The sequence below is a fragment of the Corallococcus sp. AB032C genome, assembly GCF_003668935.1.
Lineage (GTDB): Bacteria > Myxococcota > Myxococcia > Myxococcales > Myxococcaceae > Corallococcus > Corallococcus exiguus.
On sequence record NZ_RAWP01000004.1, the window covers coordinates 160,620 to 182,482 of the forward strand.

Here is a 21,863-nt window from a genome sequence, read left to right on the forward strand (position 1 = left end):
TCAGCGGTGTCCTCCGGCACGGGACATTCCGTCCGGCTCAGGGCACGTCCAGCGTGACGCCCTGCCCCGGGACGGCCATCACCCAGCGGACGACGTCCGGCTTGCCGCCGCAGGTGACGCGCACCTCGAACTCGCGCCCCGCGAGCATCTGATTGGACAGGGGCGTCTGGCCCTCCAGCACCTGCGAGCCCAGCGCCACGCGGCAGCCTTGGGCACCGGTGATGCTGAGCGTGCCCCGGGCATCCGCCTGGGGCGGAGCGTCCGCGAGCGTGCGCAGGTCGATGTGCTCCGACTTCGGCACCTTGCCGAAGCGGTGCAGCTTGCCGTCCACGGCCGTGGAGATGAGCCAACCGGCGGTGCCTTCGGGCAGGCCCTGGCTCGCATCCAGCAGGACGCCGGACACGTAGACGCGCTCGCCCTCCTGGGCGTTGCGCACCTCCACGCCGCCCTTGGGCAGCAGGAACACCAGCGCGAGCCCCGCGAGCACCAGGCCCACGCCGCCCACGATGAGCCCCTTGCGCTGACCGGGCGTCAGCCCCTTCCCCGTCGCTTCGGCGGTGGGCGCCGGAGCCGAGGGGGAGACCGCGTGGACAGGGGCCGGCGGCGCGGCCACGGGAGCCGCCGGAGGCCGCGCGGGCGGAGCCACGGGAGCGGACACCGGCGGAGCATGCGGGGCAGCCACGTGCGGCGGCGGCGCGGCCACGGGGTGGTGTCCCCCATAGGCCGCGTGGGAGCCGGTCGGCGGCGGCGCATGGTGCCCCAGCGGCGGCTGCGGGGCGCTTCCCTGCTGCGCGTGGGCGGCCCCGTATTGCGCGTGGGTGCCCCCATGCGACGGGGGCGCTGCCACGGGGTGCGGCTGCGGAGCCGCGGTCAGGGGGGCGACGGAGGGCACCGACACCGACGGACGGGCGGGCGCCTGCGGCGGAGGCCCCACGCGCGTGGGCACGTTGGCGGACGCCGCGGGGCGCACCGCGGTGGGCGGCGGCATCGGCGACGTGGGCGGAGGCGCGGCCGGGCGCGACGGACGGGGCGCGGCGGCCACGGGCGGTGCCACCGGAGGCGCGGAGGCCATGGGCGGCCCGTTGACGGAGACGACCTCTGTGCCCCGCTCGGCGGGCTCCGGCGGGGAAGCCACCGGGGGCGGCTCCATCCGGGGCATGCTGCCGGAACCGCCGCGCACGGGCGGACGGGACAGGTCCGACGGGGCCCGCATGTCGCTGCCCGAGCCCGTGCTCACGTTGCGCGAGTGCGAGCCCGTGCCCGGCATCAGCGCCCGAGGGTTGGAGCCCGTCCCCGGGCCGGCGATGGACGACGGCGCGTACTCGGAGAGCCGGTCGCCCAGCGTCTCCTTGAAGAACTGCGCCACCGACGCGGGCGACGAGGACAGCCGGTGGTGCGTGATGACGGCTTCGATCTCCTCGCGCATCGCCGCCGCGGAGGGCGTGCGCCGTGCCGGGTCCTTCACCAGCGCGCGCAGGATGAGGTCCGACACGTCCTGCGGGATGTGGGGCCGCAGCTGCGAGGGCACCGGCGCGGGCTCGCGCACGATGGCCGCGAGCGTGGCCGCGTCGTGGTCCCGGCGGAACGGCAGCTGGCCGGTGAGCAGTTCGAAGAGCACCACGCCCAGCGCGAACACGTCGTTGCGCCAGTCCAGCGGGCGGCCGCTGGCGGCCTCCGGGGAGAGGTACGAAATCTTCCCCTTGATGACGCCCGCCTGCGTGTGCTCCTCGCCCTGCACCTTGGCGATGCCGAAGTCCGACAGCTTGATGGCGCCGTCCAGCGACACCAGCACGTTGTGGGGGCTGACGTCGCGGTGCACCACCGGGTGCGCCGTGCCGGAAGGGTCCACGTAGCTGTGCGCGTAGTGCAGGCCCGCGGCGACCTCCGCCACGATGCGCAGCGCGTGCTCCAGCGGCAGCGCCATGCCCTTGCGGCGCAGCTCCGTGAGCAGGCGCTTCAGGTCCGGGCCGCGCACGTACTCCATCAGGATGTACGCCACGCCGTCCGTCACGCCCACGTCGAAGGTCTGCACGACGTTGGGGTGCGTGAGGCGCGCGTTGGCGCGGGCCTCGGCGAAGAGCATGTCGACGAACTCAGGATTCTCAGCGAACTGCGCGAGAATCTTCTTCATCACCACGAACTTCTCGAAGCCCTTCACGCCCTGCTGCTTGGCGAGAAACACTTCCGCCATGCCGCCCTGCCCCAGCCGGCGGATGATCTGCAGCCGCGCGCCGCTGGTGTGCGTGTCCGTGGCTGACGAGCCCCGGGCGCCGGGGTCCGTGTTGGTGGAGCCGAAGAGGTACTGACTGAGCGCGCGCTGCTCCAGCGCCTCGATGTCCTCCAGCGGCTTGTCGGTGAGCGGCGTGCGCGCGAGCAGCCCCTGGAACTGCGCGAGCGCCGGAGCCCGGGAGCTGCCGCCGCAGACGGGGCACACGCGCTCCATGGTGCCCTTGGCGCGCAGCACCTCCAGGTACTCGGAGGTCTGGATGCGCTGGTGGGTGACCTGGCCGCAGTTGCGGCAGTCGCACGGCAGCCACAGCGTGGCCAGCTTCGCGGGCAGCGTCTTGGTGGACTTCGCCAGCACGGCCAACAGCGGCGGCGGCACGCGGCACAGCACCACCTGGGCGCCCTGCGCGGCCACATCCAGCACCTGTTCGATGCGCGGCAGCGCTTCCTGATCCACCACGCTCACGTGGCAGCAGTCGAACGCGACGCGCCCCTCCAGGCCGGACGCCAGCCGGCGCACGTTGAGGTCGCCCTTGAGCGTGCTGGCCAGGGTGATGAAGGTGATGTCGTCCTGGACGATCTTCAGGTGCGACGAGAGCTCGGACGGCTCCGATGGGATGCCAGAGCGCAGGTAGCGCAGCACCGCTGGATCCACCGCGGAGAACTGCTGGCGGCGCGCGAAGTCGAAGAACTCCGTGGGCTCGTCCGCGAACTCCAGCGGCTGGGAGCACACCGGGCACTGGTGCGGCGGGGCCCCGCCCTGCTCCAGCACCTTCGCCTCCTCCACCAGGCGGACCAGCCGCAGCCGGTCCTCCTTGCAGAAGCGGCACGTGTATGGCGCCAACAGTGAGAGCACGCGCGCGACGCCCGCGAAGCCCTCCACCATGTTGAGCTGATCCACCACCACCGGCGGCGCGTTGACGACGTACAGCCCCGACACGCCCTGCGGCGGGTGGCCGGCGAACTCAATCCACCGGCGCACGCCGAAGGAGCTGATCCGCTCCACCAGGCCCAGGTCCACCACCACCAGGCCCTGGATGCCCTTGGACGCTGGCGTGAGGGGGAAGGTTTCGTCGATCACCCCGGCCACGCGCACGTGGGTCAGACTGCCCACGCGCAGGGAGGTGATGCTGGCATTGGAAGTTTGGCTCTCCACCCGCCTACCCTCGTTCCAGACTGAACAGCAGCGACTTGGGCTGCGCGGCCCGGCGGCGCGCGTCGCCCAGGTCCACTCCACAGGCGAACTGTGTGCGCTTTCCCGGAGTCACCCGCACCGCCACCGCGTCGCTGTGCTCCAGGATGCGCCGCAGACCCAGGCCCGCGCCACCACCCGAAGCATCTACCTGCGCCTTCTCACCCCAGGCCTTCATCACTCGCACCAGCGGTGACACCGACAGGCGGCCGAAGCGGTCCGTCGCCTCCAGCCACGCCCTGCCGTCCGCCACCGCCCACGACACCAGACAGCGGTCTTCATCCGCCACCGACTGCACCTGGCCGCGCCGGTGGGCGTACTTCGGCTCGCCGCTTCCGTCCACTGGCGCGTCGAGCAGCGCGTTCACGCCAATCTCATGGACGACATCCGCCACCCGGCTGGCCGCGCCCTTGGAGCCGCCAGCCTGGAGGACGGCCTCGGCCGCGCGCTCGCCCACGGCCGTCACCTCCGCCACGCTGCCCAGCCACGCCACGGACGTGGCTGCTTCCTTGGGGATCATGGGCTCGCCGCGCAGGAGCGCGCTCAACAGCCGCGCCTCCCAGGCGGACGGCTGGCCGCCCTCACGGGTGGCCAACAGCAGCGCCGGGGGGCGGCGTTCCAGGAGCGCGGCGTGGGCGGGAGTGAACCGCCCGTCGAACAGCACCAGCTGCGGCGCCGCGTCGTCACCGCGCCCCAGCAACAGGCCGTCCCGGGCCAGCACTCCGGAGGCCTTCTCCAGCGCCTCCGGCGTGAGCGTCGTGTCCGGCGTCAACTTCAGGGGAGCATCCTTCACGGCGGCGACGGTATCCAAACAGCGCCCTAATAATGGAGTCGAACTTCTGTGAAGACGCCCAGCGGCGGTGCAGGGAAGCCGTGGGACTCCTCGTACTTCGCGTTGAAGAGGTTTGTGCCCAACAGGGACACCGCCACGCGCTCGTGGACGTTGAAGCCCACGCGCGCGGTCGCGGTGATGTAGCTGGGCAGCTTCACGCGGGTGGTGGTGCCGACGTTCTCGTCCACCACGAAGCCCGGATCATACCGGGCGCCCACGAACAGGCCGTAGAGCTCCACGAAGGCGAACTTGCCGATGTTGGTGCGGCCGCGCAGGTAGACGCGGTGGCTGGGCGCGTAGTCCAGCGGGTAGCTGGATCCGCCGCCCACCGGCAGCGCCTGGGCGTCCAGGAACTGGTAGGCCACGTCGAAGGACGAGTTGAGGGACGGCACCTGCGCCGCCGCTTCCGCCTCGAAGCCCGCCACGCGCGCGTCGCCCAGGTTCTTGAACTGGGACGTGGAGCCGAAGAGGAGCTCCTGATTGATGAAGTTGCGGGCGCGGTTGTAGAAGCCCGTGCCCGTCAGGCGCACCCTGCGGTCCATCGGCCAGAAGTCCACCGCCGCCTCCACCGTGTCCAGCGTCTCCGCGCGCAGGGCCGGGTTGCCCAGGAGCGTCGCGGCGTACATCTGCTGGTTGATGGCCAGCTCCGCCATCGTGGGCGCGCGGAAGGCGCGGCCGTAGTTGGTGCGCAGCGTGAGCAGCTCCGGGATGGCGTGGAACACGACGCTGGCGCGCGGGGACACCTGATCCGTCTTCGCCTCCCAGACCTTGGAGGGGATCTGGTAGTTGTCGTAGCGGGCGCCCGCGCCCACCACCAGCCGGTCCGTGATGCGGTACTCCGCGTCCACGAAGCCGCCCAGGATGGTCTGCTTCGTGTCGTCCAGGGTCAGGCCGGGCAGGATGTTCTGGTTGTTCACCTGGTCGGCCTTCACGTCGCCGCCGACGGTGACGGAGAGCTTGTCCAGGGAGAACAGCGCGCGCGCCTCACCGCCCAGGCGGCTGCGCTTGCCCAGCGTGTCCTCCAGGGCGCCGGTGACCTCGTTCTCCAGCGTCACGTTGCGGCGCTTGAAGAAGGCGTAGGCCTGGGCGAACACGCGCACGTGGTCCGTCACCTGCTGATCCAGCTGCAGGCCGGCGTTCAGGTTCTGGACGTGCTCGTTGTCCTGCGCGGTGTAGTGGCAGCGGCCGCAGTTGCCCACGGTGGAGATGTTCTGACCGCCGGGCCGGCCGATGTTGCCGTCCGTGAAGTCCGCGTCCAGCGCGAGGGGGCCCACGCGGACCTTGCCGTTCACCTGGTGGACCAGCGAGTCCTCGTTGGTGTCCGTCTGGTTCAGCTGCGGGTTGTTGAAGAGCTGCGGGCCGTCCGAGCCGAAGCCGTAGTAGCCGAGCAGCGCCTCCACCGGGCCGCCGCGGCCGGCGACGTTGGTCTGCAGGCGCCAGGTCTTGTCCTGGCCCGCGAGGATGCGCGCGTCCGCGCCCACGTTCTGGCCCTTGGCGATGAGGTCCGCGGGCTGGCGCTCGATGATGTTGATGACGCCGCTGAAGGCGTTGGAGCCGTAGAGCGACGAGCCCGGGCCGCGGATGACTTCCACCTGCTTCAGGTTGGTGAGCGGCGTCGTCTCATCCGCGTAGAACTGGCCCGTCCAGGGGTCCGTCAGCGGACGGCCGTCCTTGAGGAGCAGGAGTCGGTTGGACAGGTAGTTGGAGCCCAGGCCGCGCGCGCTCACCGCCGCCTTGCGCATGGAACCCCGGCGGCACTCCATGCCGGGGAAGTACTGGATGGCCTCGCAGAGCGAGAACTGGCCGGTGCCTTCCAGCTCCTCCGCGGGGATCCAGGACACCGTGAGGGGCACGTCGGAGATGCGCTGGCTGCGCTTGGACGCCGTGGTGACGACGGCCTCGCTCAGCGCCCTGTTGATGTTCTGCTCCAGGTCGTCGCCACCGCCCAGGTCCGGGCCGTCCAGGCCGGAGAGGCTGGAGGGCGGAGGCAGCGCGCGGTCGGAGGTGGGCTCCGTGAAGGGCGCGCGGTCCGGGACGTTGTCCGCCGTGCGCGGCTGCGACGACGGCAGCACCGCGCCGGCACCCAGCGCGGGCGCGGGCGGCGGGTTGGACGGGATGTCCGAAGTCAGCGGCCCGTCATATGGCGACGGCGAGGCCACGGGCAGCGGATCCGAAACGGACGGGCCAGGGCCGGCCACGGGGGCGAGCGGCGCGGGCGGCGGCTCGGTCGCGAGCGCCGGCGGCTGCGCGGCGGGCTCGTCCCCGGGAATGGGCTCCACGTCCGTCGGCGGGGGCTGCGCCTTAGCGCCCCGGCGCGTCTTCGCCGTGCGCGGAGGCTTCGCGCCGGGCGTTGCGGCCTTGGCACCCGGCGTTGCGGCCTTGGCACCCGGCGTTGCGGCCTTGGCGCCCGGCGTGGTGGCCGCGCGCTTGCGGGTGGCCTTGGGCCGCGTCTTGGGGGCGGGCTCCTGGGCCTCCTGGGCCTGGGCCGTCTCCAATGCGAAGAGGGACAGGGCGCAAACCACCAGGGTCAGGCAAGCGCGCGCGCCCATCCGACCGGCAAACCCCTTCACCGCGTTGGTGCGCGATCCACCGTACTCAGTCGAGTCCATCGTTCTCAATTCCACGAGGGGAAGCAGGGGGTATCCGCGGTTCTAGCGCCAGGAACCAGAGCCGGTGCTACTGGCAATCGTTCTCAGGGACGAGTTTCCACCCCTGAACGGTGGCGTTCCGCTCGACTTCTCAAATTACCGCAATAGCTCGCCTTAGGCCAAGTCATGGCTGTCGATCGCGGTGAAACACGCGCACGGCGGTGGAAACACCGTGCGCGGATCAGCTCACGGCGCAATCAGTCATCCGGCTGTTCGGCGGAGACGGACAGGTCGTCCACGAACGGCGGGAGCGCGGGACCCAGCGACTCGGATTGGACGAGCACGGGCGTCTCCACCCGCAGGTCGGGAGAGTCCGCGAGGACGGGCTGACGGCGCGGGGGGCCCTGGGTGACGAGCTTGCGGAAGTCCTCGAACTCGCGGCCCTGGATGCGGGCGAAGGCGTCGAACGGGGCGACCGCACCCACGGAGGACAGGGACTGGGACAACGCGTCTCCCCCGCCCTTCAGGTCCACCAGCACGGCGCCCGGCACCCGGGTGCTCTTGAAGAGCACCCGCATGTCCTTGGGCACGTGCGCCACCGGCACGAGCGCGGCCTCCGCGCCCTTGGCCTCCAGCATCTTCACCGCCGACTCCACGTTGGGCACCGGAACCAGCTTGAAGTGCTTCTGCGCGTCCAGGTCGCCGCCCAGCACGACGTGGGAGACGAACTTGGGATCCGAGGAGCCCGCGCCCTTGACCAGCGCCATGCGCTTGCCGGCGAGGTCCTTCACGGTGCCCTTCTGGAGGGAGATGATGGCCCAGCGCTGCTGCGTCTCACCGGCGCGCGGCGCGTACGCCACCGGCTCCGCCTTGGAGCCCAGCTGCACCGCGGCCCAGCCGTCCACCACGGCGAAGTCGATCTGCCCCTCCCCCACCGCCTTGGAGAAGTCCTCGTAGCGGCCAAAGCTCTTGGCGCCAACGGGGCGGCCCAGGCTGGCCTCCAGCTTCTGGGCGAGCGCCTCCGCGTACTGGAAGCGCTCCTGGCCGTCCGACAGCGTGGTGGCGAGGAACACGCCCAGCGTGGCCTTCTTCGGCGCGGCGGACGCGGGGCTGGCAACGGAAACGGCGAACAGCACGGCGGCGAGCAGGAGGCTCCCCCGCGCGACAAGGGATGGCGTCTTCACGGCGTCTCCTCCGCGACCCCGGTGGCCGGCGTGACGCCCTGCGCGTCACCCAGTCCATAGAGGCCCTGCAGGCGGTCCTTCCATTCCCGCACCTGGGCGGCGCGGGGGCCCGCGCCAGCAGCCAGGTAGCGGCGCCAGGCGTCCACGGCCTCGGCGGGTTCATGCCGTCGCTCCTGCGCGTCGATGCCCAGGTTGAGCGAGGCGACAGGTACGGCGGTCTCCAGGCGCTTCCACGTCGCGAGCGCCGAAGCGCTGTCGCCCTGGCGCCAGTCCACGCACGCCAGGTTGTGCTGCACCAGCGCGTCGTCGGGCGTCGCGGTGAGCGCGGCCTTCAGCGCCTTCTCCGACGCCTTCATGTTGCCGGAGGCGTACGCGAGCGCCGCCTCACGACGCAGCAGCGCGCCGGTGAGGTTGCCCATCCACTTGGGCTGCCCGGGCATGGGCTTCTTCTGGGCGGTGGTGAGCAGCTTGCGCGAGGGCGCGACCTTGCCCTGGCGGTAGAGCACCCACGCGTCCGCGAGCGTGCGCGTGTTGGGCCACGCCCATTCCGGAGCAGGCGTGAGGGAGCGCTTGAGGCCCGCGGTGGCCTCCGCGAACTTCCCTTCCTCCGCGCGCGTGAGCGCCCGGGCGAAGGCGGCCAGCTTCGCCAGGTCCGCGCGCTTGCTGGTGCCCAGGCGGTCCACCGCGTCCAGGTCCCGGTTCGCCGCGGCGGCGTCGCCCGATTCCAGCTTCGCCAGGGCCCGGCGCACCAGCACGCGAGGCAGGTTCGCCTCCGCCACCTTCGCGGCCGTCTTGGAGGGGCCCGCGTCGGTCAGCCGCTGCACGGCGGCATCCACCTGACCCAGCTCCACCTCCGCGAGCGCGGCGCCCGCGGACGCTTCCGCGCGCTGATCCGGCTCCTGGGTGGCCTCACCGGACTGGGTGAACGCGGCGAGCGCGGCCTGCGCGTCGCCTCCGCCCAGCCGGGCATAGCCGAGCAACAGGTGCTCGCGCCAGGTCGCGCCCGGCAGCGTCACCGCGCCCTCCATCACCTTGCGGGCCTCCGCGAACTGGTGGCTGTCCAGGAGCGCCGCGCCCAGCCGGCGGGCCATGGGCACGGAGCGGTCCAGGTCATACGCACGGCGCAGGTCGCGCACGGCGTCTTCCAGGCGCTGGGTCCCGGCGCGATCTCTCGCGCGGTGGGCCAGGGCCCGGGCCAGCCACTGCTTCGCGCCAGGGTGGTTGGGTTCCACCTGGAGCGCGCTGCCGTAGTCCTCGATGGCCTGGTCCCACTGGCCGGTGGCGAAGTGATCCGCGCCCAGCAGCACGTGGCCCAGCGCCTGGCGCGGGGCCATCTCCACCACGCGCCGGTGCACCTCCACCGCGCGCTGGTAGCGGCCGGCGCGGCGGTTGACGGAGCCCAGCGTCGCCCACAGCTCCAGGCTGCCGCCGCCCGACTTCACGGCGGACTCCAGGAACTGGATGGCCTCCTCGTGGCGCGCCTGCGCCTGGAGCGCCTTGCCCACGGCGATCTGGCCCAGGAGCAGGCCTGGCTGCAGCTCCAGCACCTTGCGGAACTCCGCTTCCGCCTGCGCGGGCTGCTTCTGCGCGAGCCGCACGTCACCCAGGAGCAGGTGCGCGGCGGGCGTGGAGCCCAGCTTCATCAGGGCGGTGGCCTGGAGGTCCGCGCGCGGCACGTCACCCGCAGCGAGGTACAGGCGCGCGAGGCGCTCCTTCGGCTCCGCTACCTGCGGGAACTTCGTCACCAGCCGCTCCAGGAGCGCGCGGGACTCCTGCACGTGGCCTTCCATCTCCAGCACGGCCGCGAGGCCGATCTGCGCGGTCGCGGACTCGGCCCGGCCAGCCTGCGCCTTCTCGAACGAGGCGCGCGCGGCGACAGCGTCCCGGCGGATGAGGTGCGCCTTGCCCAGCAGCTCGTGGATCTGGAAGTCGTTGCCCGCGAGCTTCTCCGGACGCAGCGTCAGGTAGCGCTGCAGCCGCGTCACGGCCCGGTTCCCGTCCTGGACGTAGAGGTAGTAGCTGGCCAGGTAGTAGTGGACGATGAGGTGGTCCGGCTGATCCGCGGCGGCCACCTGCTCCAGCACCGGCACCGCCTCCTGGAAGCGGCGCAGCTTGAAGTACGCGGTGCCCAGCGGGTACGCGAGCGACAGCTCCTGCGGGTTCTGCGCGAACACCGGCGCAAGGCGCGTCACCGTGCGCTGGAAGTCCTGGAGCGCGTTGGCGGCGCTGCCCAGGCCCGCGGCGGCGAACACGGACTGCGGCTCCTGCGTGAGCGCCTGCTCGAAGAGCTGGAGCGCCTTCTTGAACTTCTCCTCCGCCTCCTTCTTGTCGCCCTTGGAGGCGGCGGCGTTGGCGGACACGAGGGCCTGCTCGCCCTGCTCCGTCATGCGCTGCGCCTCGGTGGCGGGCGGTGGGCGGAACTGGGCGAGCGCCGCCGGCGGGCCGGCCAGGGTGGCCAGCAGGGCGAGCGCGGTGGAGACGCGGCGCGGGGAACGGTGGAATGGGCGCATGCGGTTCGTCAAGGCGAGGGGGCGGGGCTGAATTCGGCGACGATGACGGTGATGTCGTCGCGCTGGGGCTGGCCGGCACTGTACGCGCGCACGTCCGCGAGGAGCGCGTCGCGAAGGGCGTCGGCGGGGAGGTGGGCGTGGGTCTGGAGCGCGGCGGCCAGCCGCTGCGTGCCGTAGAGCCGGTTGGCGCCGTCGCGCGCCTCGGTGAGGCCGTCCGTGTACCAGACGACGATGTCACCAGGGCTCAGCTGCGCCTGGCGCGACGTGAACTGCGACGCCACGTTCGCGCCCAGCAACGGACCGCGCGCCGGCAGCGACGAAATCTGCCGTGTGTTCCGGTTGTAGACGGCCGCCGCCGGGTGGGCGCCCGCCGCGTAGTCAATCTGGCCGCTGTACACGTCGATGACCGCGAGCGCACTGGACATCTGGTGCTCGCCGCGGCCCACGTTGGCCAGCGTCACGTTGAGCGCGGTGATCAGCATCTGCGCGTGCACCTGCGACGGCTCGCGCAGCGTCATGGCGGAGGCGAAGCCGCTGGTGGCGCTGGTGGCGACCAGCGACGTGGACAGACCGTGGCCCGTCACGTCTCCGATGCCAATCACCACGCGCCGGTCGTCCAGCGCGGCGCGGAACCACCAGTCGCCGCCGCACGCGTCCGCGGGCACCACCAGCCCGGCCAGCCGCAGCGGGCCCACCGTCACGGCCTCGCGACCCGGCAGGAGCGTCTCCTGCACCGTACGCGCGAGCGACACCTCGCGCTCCAGCTGTGCCTTGGCGCGCACGTCCTCCAGCAGGACCTTGATGCGCTCCGCCATGTGGTTGAACACCACGCCCAGCGTCGTCACCTCGCGGCCCGCGCCCGGCGCAGTGCCCGCGCGAGCGCCCAGGTCACCGGCGGCCAGCTGCATCACGCGGTGGGTGAGCACGCCCAGCGGCTTGGTGATGCGGCGGCTCTGGAAGGCGGCCAGCACGCCGGCCAGTACGACGAAGCCCACGCCCAGCCCGACGATGCGCAGCGTGTTGGCGCGCACCGCGGCGCGGTTGGTCTCCTCCAGTTCGTGCAGCTGCTTCTGCAGGTCCTCCAGCGAGTAGCTGATGACGACCACGCCCTTGCCGGCCTGCGAGCCGTAGTCGAGCGGTTCCTGGAACTCGAAGACGGGCTGGCCCTGGAAGAAGGCGCTGGCCCAGCGGCGCTCCGCGGTGCGGCCTCCGGAGGACTCGCCCAGCTTGGCGGACGGGTCGCTGTCCGCGACGAGCTGCCCGTCCGCGTCGAACATCTGCACGCGCAGGATGTTTCGGTTGTCCGCGATGATGGAGCGCGCCACTTCCGTGAGGAACGCGTAGTTGTTGTCGCGCAGGCTGGTGGCGGAGGTGAGCGCCAGCGTGTGGCTCACCGTCTGGCCCAGTTCGCGCGCCTGGGACTGGAGCCGCTGCGTGAAGCGGTCCGACGTCGCGGTGAGCTGCGCCTCCGTCGTCTTCGCGGACAGCGCGGCCAGCAGGCCCACGATCACGATGACCAGCGCGCCCGTGGTGAGCAGCAGCAGCTGATCCAACCGGAGCCCGCGGATGGCCGCCACGTTGGGCAGCTCTCCGGCCTCCATGGGCGCGATGACCGTGCTCGTGGGCTCCGTCGCCGGCAGCCCCACCGAGCCCGTCAGCCGGGTGGCCGTGTTCTCCCCACGCAGCCCGGTGAGCTCCCGGGAATGGGTGCCGGTGTACTCCGGTGGAGGAGGCGGGGTGCCGGGCGCCGCATCGGATGCATCAGGTGATTCGGGCACGGGATCGAGGCGCGGGTTCGTACGGGACAAAGGCACACCTGGGGGAGCCCGCGTCGGAGAACGCGGTCGGGGCGGGGCGGACTGTATCTCACTTCCTGATTGACGCGAGGAGTCCACCTGTCAGGCGATTCCTCGCGGGCGCCCCCTCTCCCGCCCCCCCAACGGCCGTGCGATCAGCCCGGACCGGGAGCGTCCAACCGCCTCCTGGAAGCAGCACGTCACGAGGGCATGGATGAGTTCCGCTCATTGCCGCGTCGCGCCACCCGGGGGCCGAAAGGTGATGGCGAACACCCAAGGCATCAGGGTCCTTGAGTCGGGAGGCCGCGTTCGGAGTATAGGGGCGTCCCTTTCTTTCCCTTCGAGGTCCTCCGCCCGTGTCCCGGCCCCGGTTGATCAAAGAGAACTCCGCGCCGCTCTCCCTGCCCCGAGAGCAGCTCATTCGCATCCATGACCTGATGGTGAAGGCGCGCGTCCTGGAGGAGCGCCTGATCCAGATGTACAAGCAGGGCCACGGCTACTTCTGGATCGGCGGCCCCGGTGAGGAGGCGTTCAACGTCCCCCTGGGCATGCTGATGAAGGTCGGCGAGGGCCCGGCCTACGACTACCTGCACGCGCACTACCGTCAGTCCGCGACGCTGCTCGCCATGGGCGAGGAGCCCATCGGGGCGCTGCGGCAGATGAAGAACACGGCCACGGACCCCTACTCCGGCGGCCGCAACTTCGCGGGCCACTTCAGCCGGCGCTCGAAGAACATCGCGCCCGTCACCTCCCCCATCGAGGTGCAGTACGCCGTCGCGCCGGGCACGGCCATGGCCCAGAAGCGCCACGGAGGCGACGGCATCACCATCGTCACCGGTGGCGACGCGGGCACGGCCGAGGGCGATTTCGCCAGCTGCCTCATCTGGAGCAGCCGCCCGGCCAACCCGCTGCCCATCCTGATCATCGTCACCAACAACAACTGGGGCATCAGCACCACTTCGGACGGCCAGCACGGCGAGACGAACATCAGCGACCGCGCGCGCGCCTTCAACATCCAGGCGAAGACCATCAACGGCATTGATCCGGTGGAGTCCTACCAGGAGATCCAGGCCGCGATGGAGTACGTGCGCAAGGAGCGCAAGCCCTTCTTCATCGAGGCGCGCGTGTCCCGCCTGTACGGGCACTCGTCCGCGTCCGGCGCCAACTTCGTGAACGAGGAGCAGGACTGCCTGCGCTTGTTCGAAACGCGTCTGGAGCAGGAAGGCGTCCTCAACCGCGAGCAGATGGACGAGGCGCGCACCCGGTACGCGGAGGAGCTGGCCGCCGCGGCGCGCACCGTTCGCGACGAGCCGCAGCCCTCTGGCGACACCATCTGGGACCACATCTACGCGGAGAAGAAATAACCATGGCGAACATGGCACAGGCCATCCGCATGGCCCTGCACTACGCGGAAGAGAACCTGGGCGTCACCGACATCTTCGGCGAGGACGTGGGCGCCCCGCTGGGCGGCGTCTTCACCTGCACGCAGGGCCTGAAGACGGCGTGGAACAGCCCCCTGGACGAGCGCGGCATCATTGGCGCGGCCATGGGCCTGGCGATGGCGGGCCACCGCCCCGTCGCGGAGATCCAGTTCTGCGACTACATCTACAACACCATCGACCTGCTCAAGCTCGTGGGCAACACGCACTGGTCCACGAACGGTGACTGGTCCGTGCCCATGGTGGTGCGCACGCCCGTGGGCAGCGGCATCCGCGGGTCGCTGTACCACTCGCATTCCTTCGACGCGACGATGACGCACATCCCCGGCTGGAAGGTCGTCATGCCCTCCACGCCGCTGGACGCGTACGGGCTGCTCATCTCCGCGTGCCAGGAACCCAACCCCGTCATGTTCCTGGAGCCCAAGGCGCTCCTGCGCGTGAAGGGCGACGAGCGCATCCCCGGCGAGCCCGACGACGACCGCGCGCTGTCGAAGATGATCGACGCGCCCCTGGGTGACCGCTCGCAGTGGAAGCCCCAGTGGCCCCTGGTGGAGGCGTTCGCCATCCCCATTGGCAAGGGCAAGCTCGTGCGCGAGGGCACCCAGGCCACGGTCATCAGCTACGGCCGCACCATGCCCCTGTGCATCAAGGCCGCCGCCCAGTTGGAAGAAGAGGGCCTGAGCGTGGAGGTCATCGACCTGCGCTCGCTCTGGCCGTACGACTGGGAGATGATCAAGGCCTCCGTCCAGAAGACGGGCCGCGTGCTCTTCGTCAACGAGGACACGGAGGTCACCAACTTCGGCGAGCACCTGGTCCGGCGCACCGTGGAGGAGCTGTTCTACTCGCTGCTCGCGCCGCCCCGGCTGGTCGCCGGCAAGTTCATCCCGGGCATCGGCCTGGCGGACGCGCTGGAGATGGCGTCCGTGCCGCAGCAGAACGACGTCACCACCGCCCTGCGCAACCTCTGCCGCGAGCAGCCGTAGGCGCTGGCCCGGGTTTCCGCCTACACCGCAGAAAGACATCCGGGCCGCCGTTCCTCTTTGGAGGCCGGCGGCCCAGTCGTTAGAATCCCAACTTCCGTGTCCCAGCCCATCGTCCGCACCATGACCCCCGCCCCAGACGCCAACGCCTTCCGCATCCGCCGCGCGCGTCGCGGTGACGCCGAGGTCATGGCCCAGCTGCTGCGCGAGCTGGGCTACCCCCAGGGCACCGATCAGCAGACGGTGCACTGGGTCATCAGCCATCCGGAGATTGAAATCTTCGTCGCGGGAGACCCCCAGGACCGCGCGGTGGGCATGGTGTCCTTCAGCCACCGGCCGCAGCTGCGGCTGCGCGGGCGCGTGGCCACCGTGGACGAGCTCGTGGTGTCCGAGGGTTGGCGCCGCCGGGGCGTGGGCCGCGCGCTGCTCGCGCAGGTGGCCCAGCGGGGCAAGGTGCTGAGCGTGAAGCAGCTGCAGCTCATCGCCCCCATCAACGTCACCGAGGAGACGCGCGCCTTCTACCGGGCGTGCGGCTACGTGGAAGGTGACTCCGGGGTGTTCCGCCACGCGGAGTACGAGCTGCCCCAGCGGTAGTGGGAAGCCTCGCGAGGACCCGGCGTCATGGCCGGGCCCGTTCGCGGGGTGAAGCGTTTCAGCGCTTGAAGCTCGCGATGACGCGGCGCAGGCGCTCGTGGTCCTCTTCGCTCACGTCGATGAAGCGCACGCCGATGGCCTCCGCCTCGTCGCGCACCCATGCGACGACGGCGGTGAGGTGGAAGTCCTCCCCGTCGATGACCATGGCCAGCCGCACCTGCGCGCCCACGTCGTAGGACTTGCGCGTGCGCAGGCACAGACCGCCGGCGGACACATTCAGGGAGTAGGCCCGCAGCGCGCGCGCCGCGTCCTCCATCTGCTCGAAGCGCACTTCGAACCGCGCCGCCACGCGCTCCTCTGCGCGACGGTTCATGTACGGGTCTGGCTCCACCGGCCCATCCAACTTCGTGTTCATGCGCACCCTGACCCCCTCGGTTCTCGGACCGGAAGTGTCGGCTGGTTTCCAGGCCCGGTTCAAGGGCCCACGGACAACGGAATGGCTCGTGTAAGTCCCAGGCTACTTCGAAGCCAGGAGTTTCCGGATGAGTGCACGTCTCGTGTTGCTGGGTGGAGCCCTGATGTTGGGGCTGTGGGTGGCGGGCTGCGATGACGGAGAAACTGTCCGCCCGCCAACGGATGGGGGCACGTCCCTGGATTCCGGGACCGATGCCGGAGATTCCGGGACTGTCGATGCTGGCGATGGCGGCGGGGGCGGAAGCTCCGACTTCGCGTGCAACGTGGCGAAGCAGGAGGGCTGCGCCGCGGGCCAGAGCTGTCTGTACACGGACCTGGCGGATGGCGGCACGGGCAGCCAGTGCTTCGCGGCCGCGTGCGACGTGGTCCGCCAGGACTGTCCGTCCGGACAGCGGTGCACCTACGTGGGAACCGACGGCGGCAGCACCGCGCGCCAGTGCGTCGCCGCGGGCACCGCCACGGAGGGCGCGCCGTGCACGCTGGCCGAGTCGCCTCCGGGCCAGACGTACGACACGTGCGCGGCGGGCCTGTACTGCAAGGACGCGTCGCAGGACGACGGCGGCACGGGCTTCTTCTGCCGCAAGCTGTGCCACGCGCCGTCCGACTGCGGCTCCGGCGAGTGCAACACCGTGCTGCGGCTGAGCGGCACGCGCGAGCTGCCGCTGGTGTGTGGCCCCGCGTCCGCGAGCTGTGATGCGTTCGCGCAGGACTGCGAGAGCCCGCTGGGCTGCTACCCGGCCGCCAACGGCCCGGTGTGCGCGGGTCAGGGAGGGCTGACGGAAGGCGCCGCGTGTGAGTTCAGCAACCAGTGTTCACGGGGCAGCACCTGCGTGATGGCCGACGGCAGCGGCACGTGCCGGACGCTGTGCCGCACGCCCGCGGGCTCACCGGGGTGCGCGAACGGCGTGACCTGCCGGCCCATCAACAACAACGGCGACGTGGGGGCCTGCGTCCCGTAGGCAACGGATTGCCCACGGAAGGAAGCTTCTCCACCCGGGGTGGCGAGCGCGCGGGTCCTCCAGGGGCCCGGCCCGCCACCTCGTGGGGGAAGTCCTGCGCCGTGCGTGCCCGGCTGTTGGAAGTTCACGGTCCGTGGCGATTGGCGCGCGCCATGAATCCCCGGGTCGCCACGCGGGCACATCGTGCACATTGTCTTGCGCCGGGAGGTCGTGGGCATGGGTCTGAGGATGGCGCTGCGCTGGGGGTGTTTCGGTGCCCTGAGCGTGCTGGTGGGGTGTGGAGGCATGGATGACGGCCGCTCGCCCGAGGAGTCCTCCGGGCCGGGCCGCACGGACGCGGAGGTGAACGCGCCCGCCGCCACGGAGTCCGTGGAGGCCGCCCCCACGCTGACGCTGCACGACGGGCACCAGGTGCAGGCCACTCCGCCCGTGGCGCCCCTGCCCACGCAGTTCCAGCCCGCCTTCCATCAGTCGCTGCGTGAATCCGTCTCCGTGGGGAGCTTCACCACGTACCGGATCAAGGTGCCCCTGGGGCGCGCGGGCAGCCGCGTGCGCGTCACCTTCCGCTCCGGCGACGGCGGCCTGACGCTGCAGCGGGCCACGGTGGCGAAGGCCGGCGCCAATGGCGCGCTGGGCTCCGCGCCGGTGGCGCTCACCTTCGGCGGACAAGCGGGCTTCACCACGGGCACGCGCACGCTGGTGACGTCGGATCCCATCGCCTTCCCGGTGGGCTTCCGAGACGAGGTGGCCATCTCCTTCGAGGTGAAGGGCGCGCTGGGCAAGAGCCGCATCCAGGCGTTCCCGGACAGCTGGATGAGGACCGGCGCCTTCGCGACGACGCAAGGCGCGCTGGGCGGCCAGACCTGGGAGTACGCCACGGGCGTTGCGACGGTGGACGTGGAAGGCGCGCCGGGCCGGGCCTTCGTCGCCATTGGAGACAGCATCACCGAGGGCTACACGGGCACGTGGAACGACACGCGCAACGCGTGGCCGTCCCGGGTGGAGAAGCAGCTCGGGGTGCCGGTGGTGAACTCGGGCGCGTCCGGGCAGGGGTTCTGGGACGCGAGCCTCCAGCTGCCGCAAGAGGTGCTCTCCCTGCAGGGCGTCACCGACTGCGTCGTCCTGCTGGGCGTCAATGACCTGGCCGCGGAGGGCATGACGGTGCCGAAGCTGCAGCAGCGCATGACGCAGCTGCTGGATCAGCTCCAGCCCATGTGCAAGCTGTGGGTCAGCACGCTGCTGCCCAAGGAGAAGATGGGCGCGGACGGCGGTGACTTCGAGCTGATGAAGGCCCAGCGCCACGAGTTCAACGCGTGGCTGCGCTCCCTGACGCGCGCGCAGATCATCGACCTGGAGGCCGTGACGCGGCAGCCGGGCAACGTGGACCTCTTCATCGACGGACTGGAGGTGGACGGCATCCACCCGTCCGTGGAAGGCCACCGGGTCATGGCGGACGAGGCGGCGCGGACCCTCAAGGCGAAGGGCGGGCTGTAGCTGGAAAGCGCACGGAGGGTTTGAATAGGTTCGCGGGCGTTGCGTCCAGGCGGTGTTCCCGTCTTTCACAACTCCCGGAGCTTTCCCCCATGCGCGCCCTTCCCACCGCCCTCGTCGTCGCCTGCCTCGCCCTGCCCTCGCTCGCCCACGCGGCGTCGCTGCGGTGTGGCAACAAGCTCGTGTCGGAGGGGGCGTCGCAAACGGACGCGGTGGCGAAGTGCGGCCAGCCCGTGTCGACCGAGACCAAGCGCGAGCGCGTGACCAACAAGTCCCGGGAAGGCAGGCGGGACGGGTCGCGCCGCGGGGATTCCTCCACGGAGTTCTCGACCTCGAGCAACGTGGAGGAGTGGACCTACAACTTCGGGCCCAACCGGCTCATGCAGGTGGTCATCTTCCGCGACGGCCTGCTGGTGGACGTGCGCAGCGGCGGCTACGGCTACTGAGCCCAGGGAGCACACGGGGAGGTTGAATAGTTTCGGGGCCGGTGCGTCCATGCCGAGTTCCCTGCCTTCCCTACTCCTCGGAGCGTCCCCCATGCGCGCCCTTCCCGCCGCCCTCGTCCTCGCCGGCCTCGCCCTGCCCTCCCTCGTCCACGCGTCCGCGCTGCGCTGTGACAACAAGATCGTGTCGGAAGGAGCTTCGCAGTTGGACGCGCTGGCCAAGTGTGGGCAGCCCGCGACGAAGCAGAGCAAGACGGAGTACGTGACCCACAAGGTCAAGGAAGGGGCGCGGGGTGAGACGCGCTACGGGGAGGCCTCCACGGAGGTCACGACCTCCACGACCGTGGAGGAGTGGACCTACAACTTCGGGCCCCACCGGTTGATACAGGTGGCCATCTTCCGTGACGGCCGGCTGGTGGACGTGCGCAGCGGTTCCTACGGCTACTGAGGCCCCAGGTACTGCTCCAGCTGTTGGCGCATGATCTCCGGCCGCCGGATCAGCGCTGACCGGAAGAACAGGAGGTTCTCGCGCCAGCCCTCCATGGAAGCCGGCTGACTCCAGCGCGCCACCTGGTCGGGCATCTCCAGCTCGAGCGCCTCCGCCGCCGCGTCCAGGGCCGCCGTCACCCGCTCCTCGGCGAAGGTGTGCTCGATGTGCCAGAGGAAGCGCTCGATGAAGCGGGCCTTGAACTCCGGCGACTGGAGCAGGCCCCTCAAGAGCAGCGTGGACCAGGCCCCCGCATCCGACTGAGCGTCCAGCACGCGCCCCAGGCTGTCGTGGTCCGGACCGTGGAACAGGGCGGCGTCCAGGTCATACACGAGCCAGCGCCAACGGCCGTCGTGTCCAAGGGCCGCGTCCGGCTCCAGCTTCTTCGTGCGCAGCCGCCAGAACTTCACGTTGTTCCGCGGCCAGTCCGAGTTGCCCAGGTAGAGCTGCGCGACCTGGTATTCGATGAAGTCCTCCACGTCCATCCGCGCGCGCACCCAGGCGGAGTGCTCCGGCTCCGACAGGTCGTGCGTCGCCACGTAGTCGATGAGCTCCTGATAGGGCTGCTCGTCTCCCTCCTCCCCCACGTCCAGGACCCCGTCGTTCTCCAGGATGACGGCCTTCTTGCGGTCCACGCCGTAGTGCGACGCCAGGTAGTACTCGTCCAGGCGCTCGCGCAGCTCGTGCAGGCCCCAGTACTCGCCATTGAGGAACACGAGCGTGGGGCGGCAGGCCTGGATCGCGAGCCGCGTCTCGGCCAGCAGGCCCTGCAACATGCAGTCGCGCAGCTTGGTGACGCCCTGGTCCTGTCCGGACGTGCGCACGATGAGCCGGGTGAACTCCGTCACCGGAGAGCCCGGGAACACCGGCCCCGCGAACGTCTTGGGGCCGTAGTCCTCCTTCGCGTACAGCCGCAGGCTCTTCTGCGGAAACGCAGCGCTGCCAGAACCGTGGATGCGCACGCCCGCGTCCTGGGCGAACACGCGCTGGCCGGAGGTTTCGAACCACTCCACGTGGACGGGGCGCTCCCACTCCTTGCCGTTCTGCATGTAGTTGGCCGCGAGCGGATCGTCGGGCCGGGCCTCGGCGGCGAGGCCGGGGACGTAGATGCCCATCTCCGGATCGAAGAAGTTCGCCGCGTCGGTGACGAGCGACAGCACCGGCAGCGTGTACGGCGCCCGGCCAATGACGAACGTGCGCGTGCGGACCGGGCCCACCGGCTCCGCGCCCGCGAACTGCCGGTAGCGCACCACCGCGACCTGGGGCGGCTCCTCCAGCGGCGCGACCCACCGCAGAACTTCCGGGGCATCCAGCGGCGTCGTGGGGACGAAGGACCACCGCGCCAGCGGCGTGGAGCGCGCAAGCAGCGCGATGGGAGCCGTGTAGCGCCACGACTCGGGCGTGGGCGTGGAGCCGTCCCGCGTGAAGTACGTCCGCAACCCCTGGGCCGTGGGCAACGCCAGCAGCGTCTCCGGTTGATAGAGCCCGGGCCGCGCGTCGAACGTCAGGTGCTGGAAGTCGACGCGGGCCCGCGCCTCGGCGCCCTGCCTGTCGCGCGCCACCACCTCCAGCGACAGCGCGCGCCGGCCCGGCCACCAGGGCAGGCTCCAGCGGCCACTGTCGATGTCGGCATGGCCCAGGAAGCGCCCGTCCTCGTACACCTGGACCCGTGACGGCCCAGCGTCGCTCGCCACCGTGCCGAACAGCCGGTGCGTGTCCGGTTCGTGCCCGTCAATGGTGACGTGAGGCCCGGAGGGCGGTGGAAGCTCGGCCTCATTCAGCCGTCGCTCGGGGGCGGGCTCGCAGCCGGCCCCGGAGAGGAGGAGAAGACCCAGGACGAAGGACGCGAGGTGACGGAGACGCATGAGGGTCTCCGTCCTGTAGCAGACAATGCTTTGACCTCACACCGCCCTGTGACACAGCGCGGCGGGAGCCCGCTCCCTCAAGCGGGGGGCGCGGTGGCTTCGAGCAGGCCGTGCTTCTGGAGGAGCGCGGCCAGCGCGGGCGGCGCGAGCATCCAGTCCTCGCGCGTGGGCACCCAGCGCACGGGGGCTCCGGCGGCGGCGAGCCGCGCGTTCACCTCCGCGATCATCGGGACGAAGGTGGGCTGGGGCACGTCCCAGCTCCCCACGCCGGCCTGGACCTCCACGGCTCCGGGCTCCACGCGCACCGCGGGCTGGCCCTGCACCGGCTGGATGACGAACCCCGGCAGGTACGGCTGCATGGCGGCGGACAGCCGCTCCAGCAGCGTCGGGTCCTCGAAGGGGTGGGCGCCTTCCAGGTCGAAGAACGTGGGCAGCTGCGCCTGGAGCTCGTCGCGCAGCGGGTTGTCCTTGCTGTCGCGCCAGGCGTGTTCGGCCAGGACTCGGGCCTCGTGGGGGATGCGGATCTCCCAGCGCTCCAGCAGCGCGAGCAGCTCCGCCACGCGCTCCACCTCTTCCCAGGGCGGCTCCACGCGCTTGAGCCAGGACACCTCCGACACCGTCTCTCCCCGGCGAAGGCCCGTCACCCGGTCCCCCTTGCGCAGCTGGAAGGGCGGCGCCTGCGTGAACTCCGGATCCGGATAGAGCGCGGTGTGCAGCAACCCCGTGCCCTCTTCCGGGCGCACGCGCGCGAAGCCGTGCTTGGGGTTGATCTCCTCCACGATGAACGTGTCCTGGGCCATGGT

The 21,863-nt window shown here is 71.1% G+C and carries 16 protein-coding genes; 7 read left to right on the plus strand and 9 right to left on the minus strand.

The features are described 5' to 3' along the window. Nucleotides 1-37 precede the first annotated feature (37 nt). The 6 genes from D7X99_RS03030 to D7X99_RS03055 all read right to left on the minus strand — a co-directional run bounded on the left by D7X99_RS03030 (nt 38) and on the right by D7X99_RS03055 (nt 12,340). The gene (locus D7X99_RS03030) at nt 38-3,382 is read right to left on the minus strand and encodes a serine/threonine-protein kinase (protein WP_121776397.1); all 3,345 of its coding nucleotides are present in this window, start codon (nt 3,380-3,382) and stop codon (nt 38-40) included. Between the two features lie 4 nt (nt 3,383-3,386). Continuing rightward, nucleotides 3,387-4,211 (minus strand): hypothetical protein, encoded by an 825-nt coding sequence (locus D7X99_RS03035; protein WP_233613060.1) that lies wholly within the window; start codon nt 4,209-4,211, stop codon nt 3,387-3,389. Between the two features lie 26 nt (nt 4,212-4,237). After that, nucleotides 4,238-6,859 (minus strand): TonB-dependent siderophore receptor, encoded by a 2,622-nt coding sequence (locus D7X99_RS03040; RefSeq protein WP_121776399.1) that lies wholly within the window; start codon nt 6,857-6,859, stop codon nt 4,238-4,240. 236 nt (nt 6,860-7,095) lie between these two features. Further along, the gene (locus D7X99_RS03045; RefSeq protein ID WP_233613061.1) at nt 7,096-8,022 is read right to left on the minus strand and encodes a PhnD/SsuA/transferrin family substrate-binding protein; all 927 of its coding nucleotides are present in this window, start codon (nt 8,020-8,022) and stop codon (nt 7,096-7,098) included. Next, nucleotides 8,019-10,532: a tetratricopeptide repeat protein gene (locus D7X99_RS03050; protein WP_121776400.1), complete on the minus strand. Its 2,514-nt coding sequence runs from the start codon at nt 10,530-10,532 to the stop codon at nt 8,019-8,021. The genes D7X99_RS03045 and D7X99_RS03050 overlap by 4 nt, the downstream gene beginning before the upstream one ends. 8 nt (nt 10,533-10,540) lie before the next feature. Continuing rightward, nucleotides 10,541-12,340: a PP2C family protein-serine/threonine phosphatase gene (locus D7X99_RS03055; protein WP_120580781.1), complete on the minus strand. Its 1,800-nt coding sequence runs from the start codon at nt 12,338-12,340 to the stop codon at nt 10,541-10,543. A 344-nt stretch (nt 12,341-12,684) separates the two neighbouring features. Here D7X99_RS03055 and D7X99_RS03060 point away from each other — a divergent pair, with 344 nt between their 5' ends. From D7X99_RS03060 to D7X99_RS03070, 3 genes are all read left to right on the plus strand, one after another. Next, nucleotides 12,685-13,692 (plus strand): thiamine pyrophosphate-dependent dehydrogenase E1 component subunit alpha, encoded by a 1,008-nt coding sequence (locus D7X99_RS03060; protein WP_121776401.1) that lies wholly within the window; start codon nt 12,685-12,687, stop codon nt 13,690-13,692. 2 nt (nt 13,693-13,694) lie between these two features. Then, the gene (locus D7X99_RS03065; protein ID WP_121776402.1) at nt 13,695-14,750 is read left to right on the plus strand and encodes an alpha-ketoacid dehydrogenase subunit beta; all 1,056 of its coding nucleotides are present in this window, start codon (nt 13,695-13,697) and stop codon (nt 14,748-14,750) included. Between the two features lie 96 nt (nt 14,751-14,846). Next, nucleotides 14,847-15,341 (plus strand): GNAT family N-acetyltransferase, encoded by a 495-nt coding sequence (locus D7X99_RS03070; RefSeq protein WP_120596974.1) that lies wholly within the window; start codon nt 14,847-14,849, stop codon nt 15,339-15,341. A gap of 58 nt (nt 15,342-15,399) precedes the next feature. Here D7X99_RS03070 and D7X99_RS03075 read toward each other — a convergent pair whose 3' ends face one another. After that, nucleotides 15,400-15,756 (minus strand): TIGR02266 family protein, encoded by a 357-nt coding sequence (locus D7X99_RS03075; RefSeq protein ID WP_120580246.1) that lies wholly within the window; start codon nt 15,754-15,756, stop codon nt 15,400-15,402. A 127-nt stretch (nt 15,757-15,883) separates the two neighbouring features. Between D7X99_RS03075 and D7X99_RS03080 the strand changes: the two genes are divergently transcribed. The 4 genes from D7X99_RS03080 to D7X99_RS03095 all read left to right on the plus strand — a co-directional run bounded on the left by D7X99_RS03080 (nt 15,884) and on the right by D7X99_RS03095 (nt 19,156). Then, nucleotides 15,884-16,774, plus strand: a complete 891-nt coding sequence (locus D7X99_RS03080) for a hypothetical protein (protein WP_233613062.1) — start codon at nt 15,884-15,886, stop codon at nt 16,772-16,774. A gap of 216 nt (nt 16,775-16,990) precedes the next feature. Then, nucleotides 16,991-18,268, plus strand: coding sequence for an SGNH/GDSL hydrolase family protein (locus tag D7X99_RS03085; protein ID WP_121776420.1), 1,278 nt, complete (start codon nt 16,991-16,993; stop codon nt 18,266-18,268). A gap of 89 nt (nt 18,269-18,357) precedes the next feature. Beyond that, on the plus strand, nt 18,358-18,711 hold the full coding sequence (locus D7X99_RS03090) for a DUF2845 domain-containing protein (protein WP_121776404.1): 354 nt from the start codon (nt 18,358-18,360) through the stop codon (nt 18,709-18,711). Nucleotides 18,712-18,802: 91 nt separating this feature from the next. After that, a complete protein-coding gene (locus D7X99_RS03095) occupies nt 18,803-19,156 on the plus strand; it encodes a DUF2845 domain-containing protein (RefSeq protein WP_120580243.1) in 354 nt (117 codons plus the stop codon). Here D7X99_RS03095 and D7X99_RS03100 read toward each other — a convergent pair. Together D7X99_RS03100 and D7X99_RS03105 are read right to left on the minus strand one after the other, a co-directional pair. After that, on the minus strand, nt 19,150-21,060 hold the full coding sequence (locus D7X99_RS03100) for a CotH kinase family protein (RefSeq protein WP_121776405.1): 1,911 nt from the start codon (nt 21,058-21,060) through the stop codon (nt 19,150-19,152). The two genes, D7X99_RS03095 and D7X99_RS03100, sit on opposite strands and share 7 nt — an antisense overlap. Nucleotides 21,061-21,137: 77 nt before the next feature. Next, a complete protein-coding gene (locus D7X99_RS03105) occupies nt 21,138-21,860 on the minus strand; it encodes a hypothetical protein (RefSeq protein ID WP_121776406.1) in 723 nt (240 codons plus the stop codon). Nucleotides 21,861-21,863 lie beyond the last annotated feature (3 nt).

Excerpts from the sequence above, each read along its gene's own strand:
- D7X99_RS03065 (WP_121776402.1), top strand. The coding sequence starts at position 13,695 with ATGGCGAACATGGCACAGGCCATCCGCATGGCCCTGCACTACGCGGAA.
- D7X99_RS03085 (WP_121776420.1), top strand. The coding sequence starts at position 16,991 with ATGGGTCTGAGGATGGCGCTGCGCTGGGGGTGTTTCGGTGCCCTGAGC.
- D7X99_RS03050 (WP_121776400.1), bottom strand. The coding sequence starts at position 10,532 with ATGCGCCCATTCCACCGTTCCCCGCGCCGCGTCTCCACCGCGCTCGCC.
- D7X99_RS03095 (WP_120580243.1), top strand. The coding sequence starts at position 18,803 with ATGCGCGCCCTTCCCGCCGCCCTCGTCCTCGCCGGCCTCGCCCTGCCC.
- D7X99_RS03100 (WP_121776405.1), bottom strand. The coding sequence starts at position 21,060 with ATGCGTCTCCGTCACCTCGCGTCCTTCGTCCTGGGTCTTCTCCTCCTC.
- D7X99_RS03105 (WP_121776406.1), bottom strand. The coding sequence starts at position 21,860 with ATGGCCCAGGACACGTTCATCGTGGAGGAGATCAACCCCAAGCACGGC.
- D7X99_RS03075 (WP_120580246.1), bottom strand. The coding sequence starts at position 15,756 with ATGAACACGAAGTTGGATGGGCCGGTGGAGCCAGACCCGTACATGAAC.
- D7X99_RS03090 (WP_121776404.1), top strand. The coding sequence starts at position 18,358 with ATGCGCGCCCTTCCCACCGCCCTCGTCGTCGCCTGCCTCGCCCTGCCC.
- D7X99_RS03080 (WP_233613062.1), top strand. The coding sequence starts at position 15,884 with ATGAGTGCACGTCTCGTGTTGCTGGGTGGAGCCCTGATGTTGGGGCTG.
- D7X99_RS03040 (WP_121776399.1), bottom strand. The coding sequence starts at position 6,859 with ATGGACTCGACTGAGTACGGTGGATCGCGCACCAACGCGGTGAAGGGG.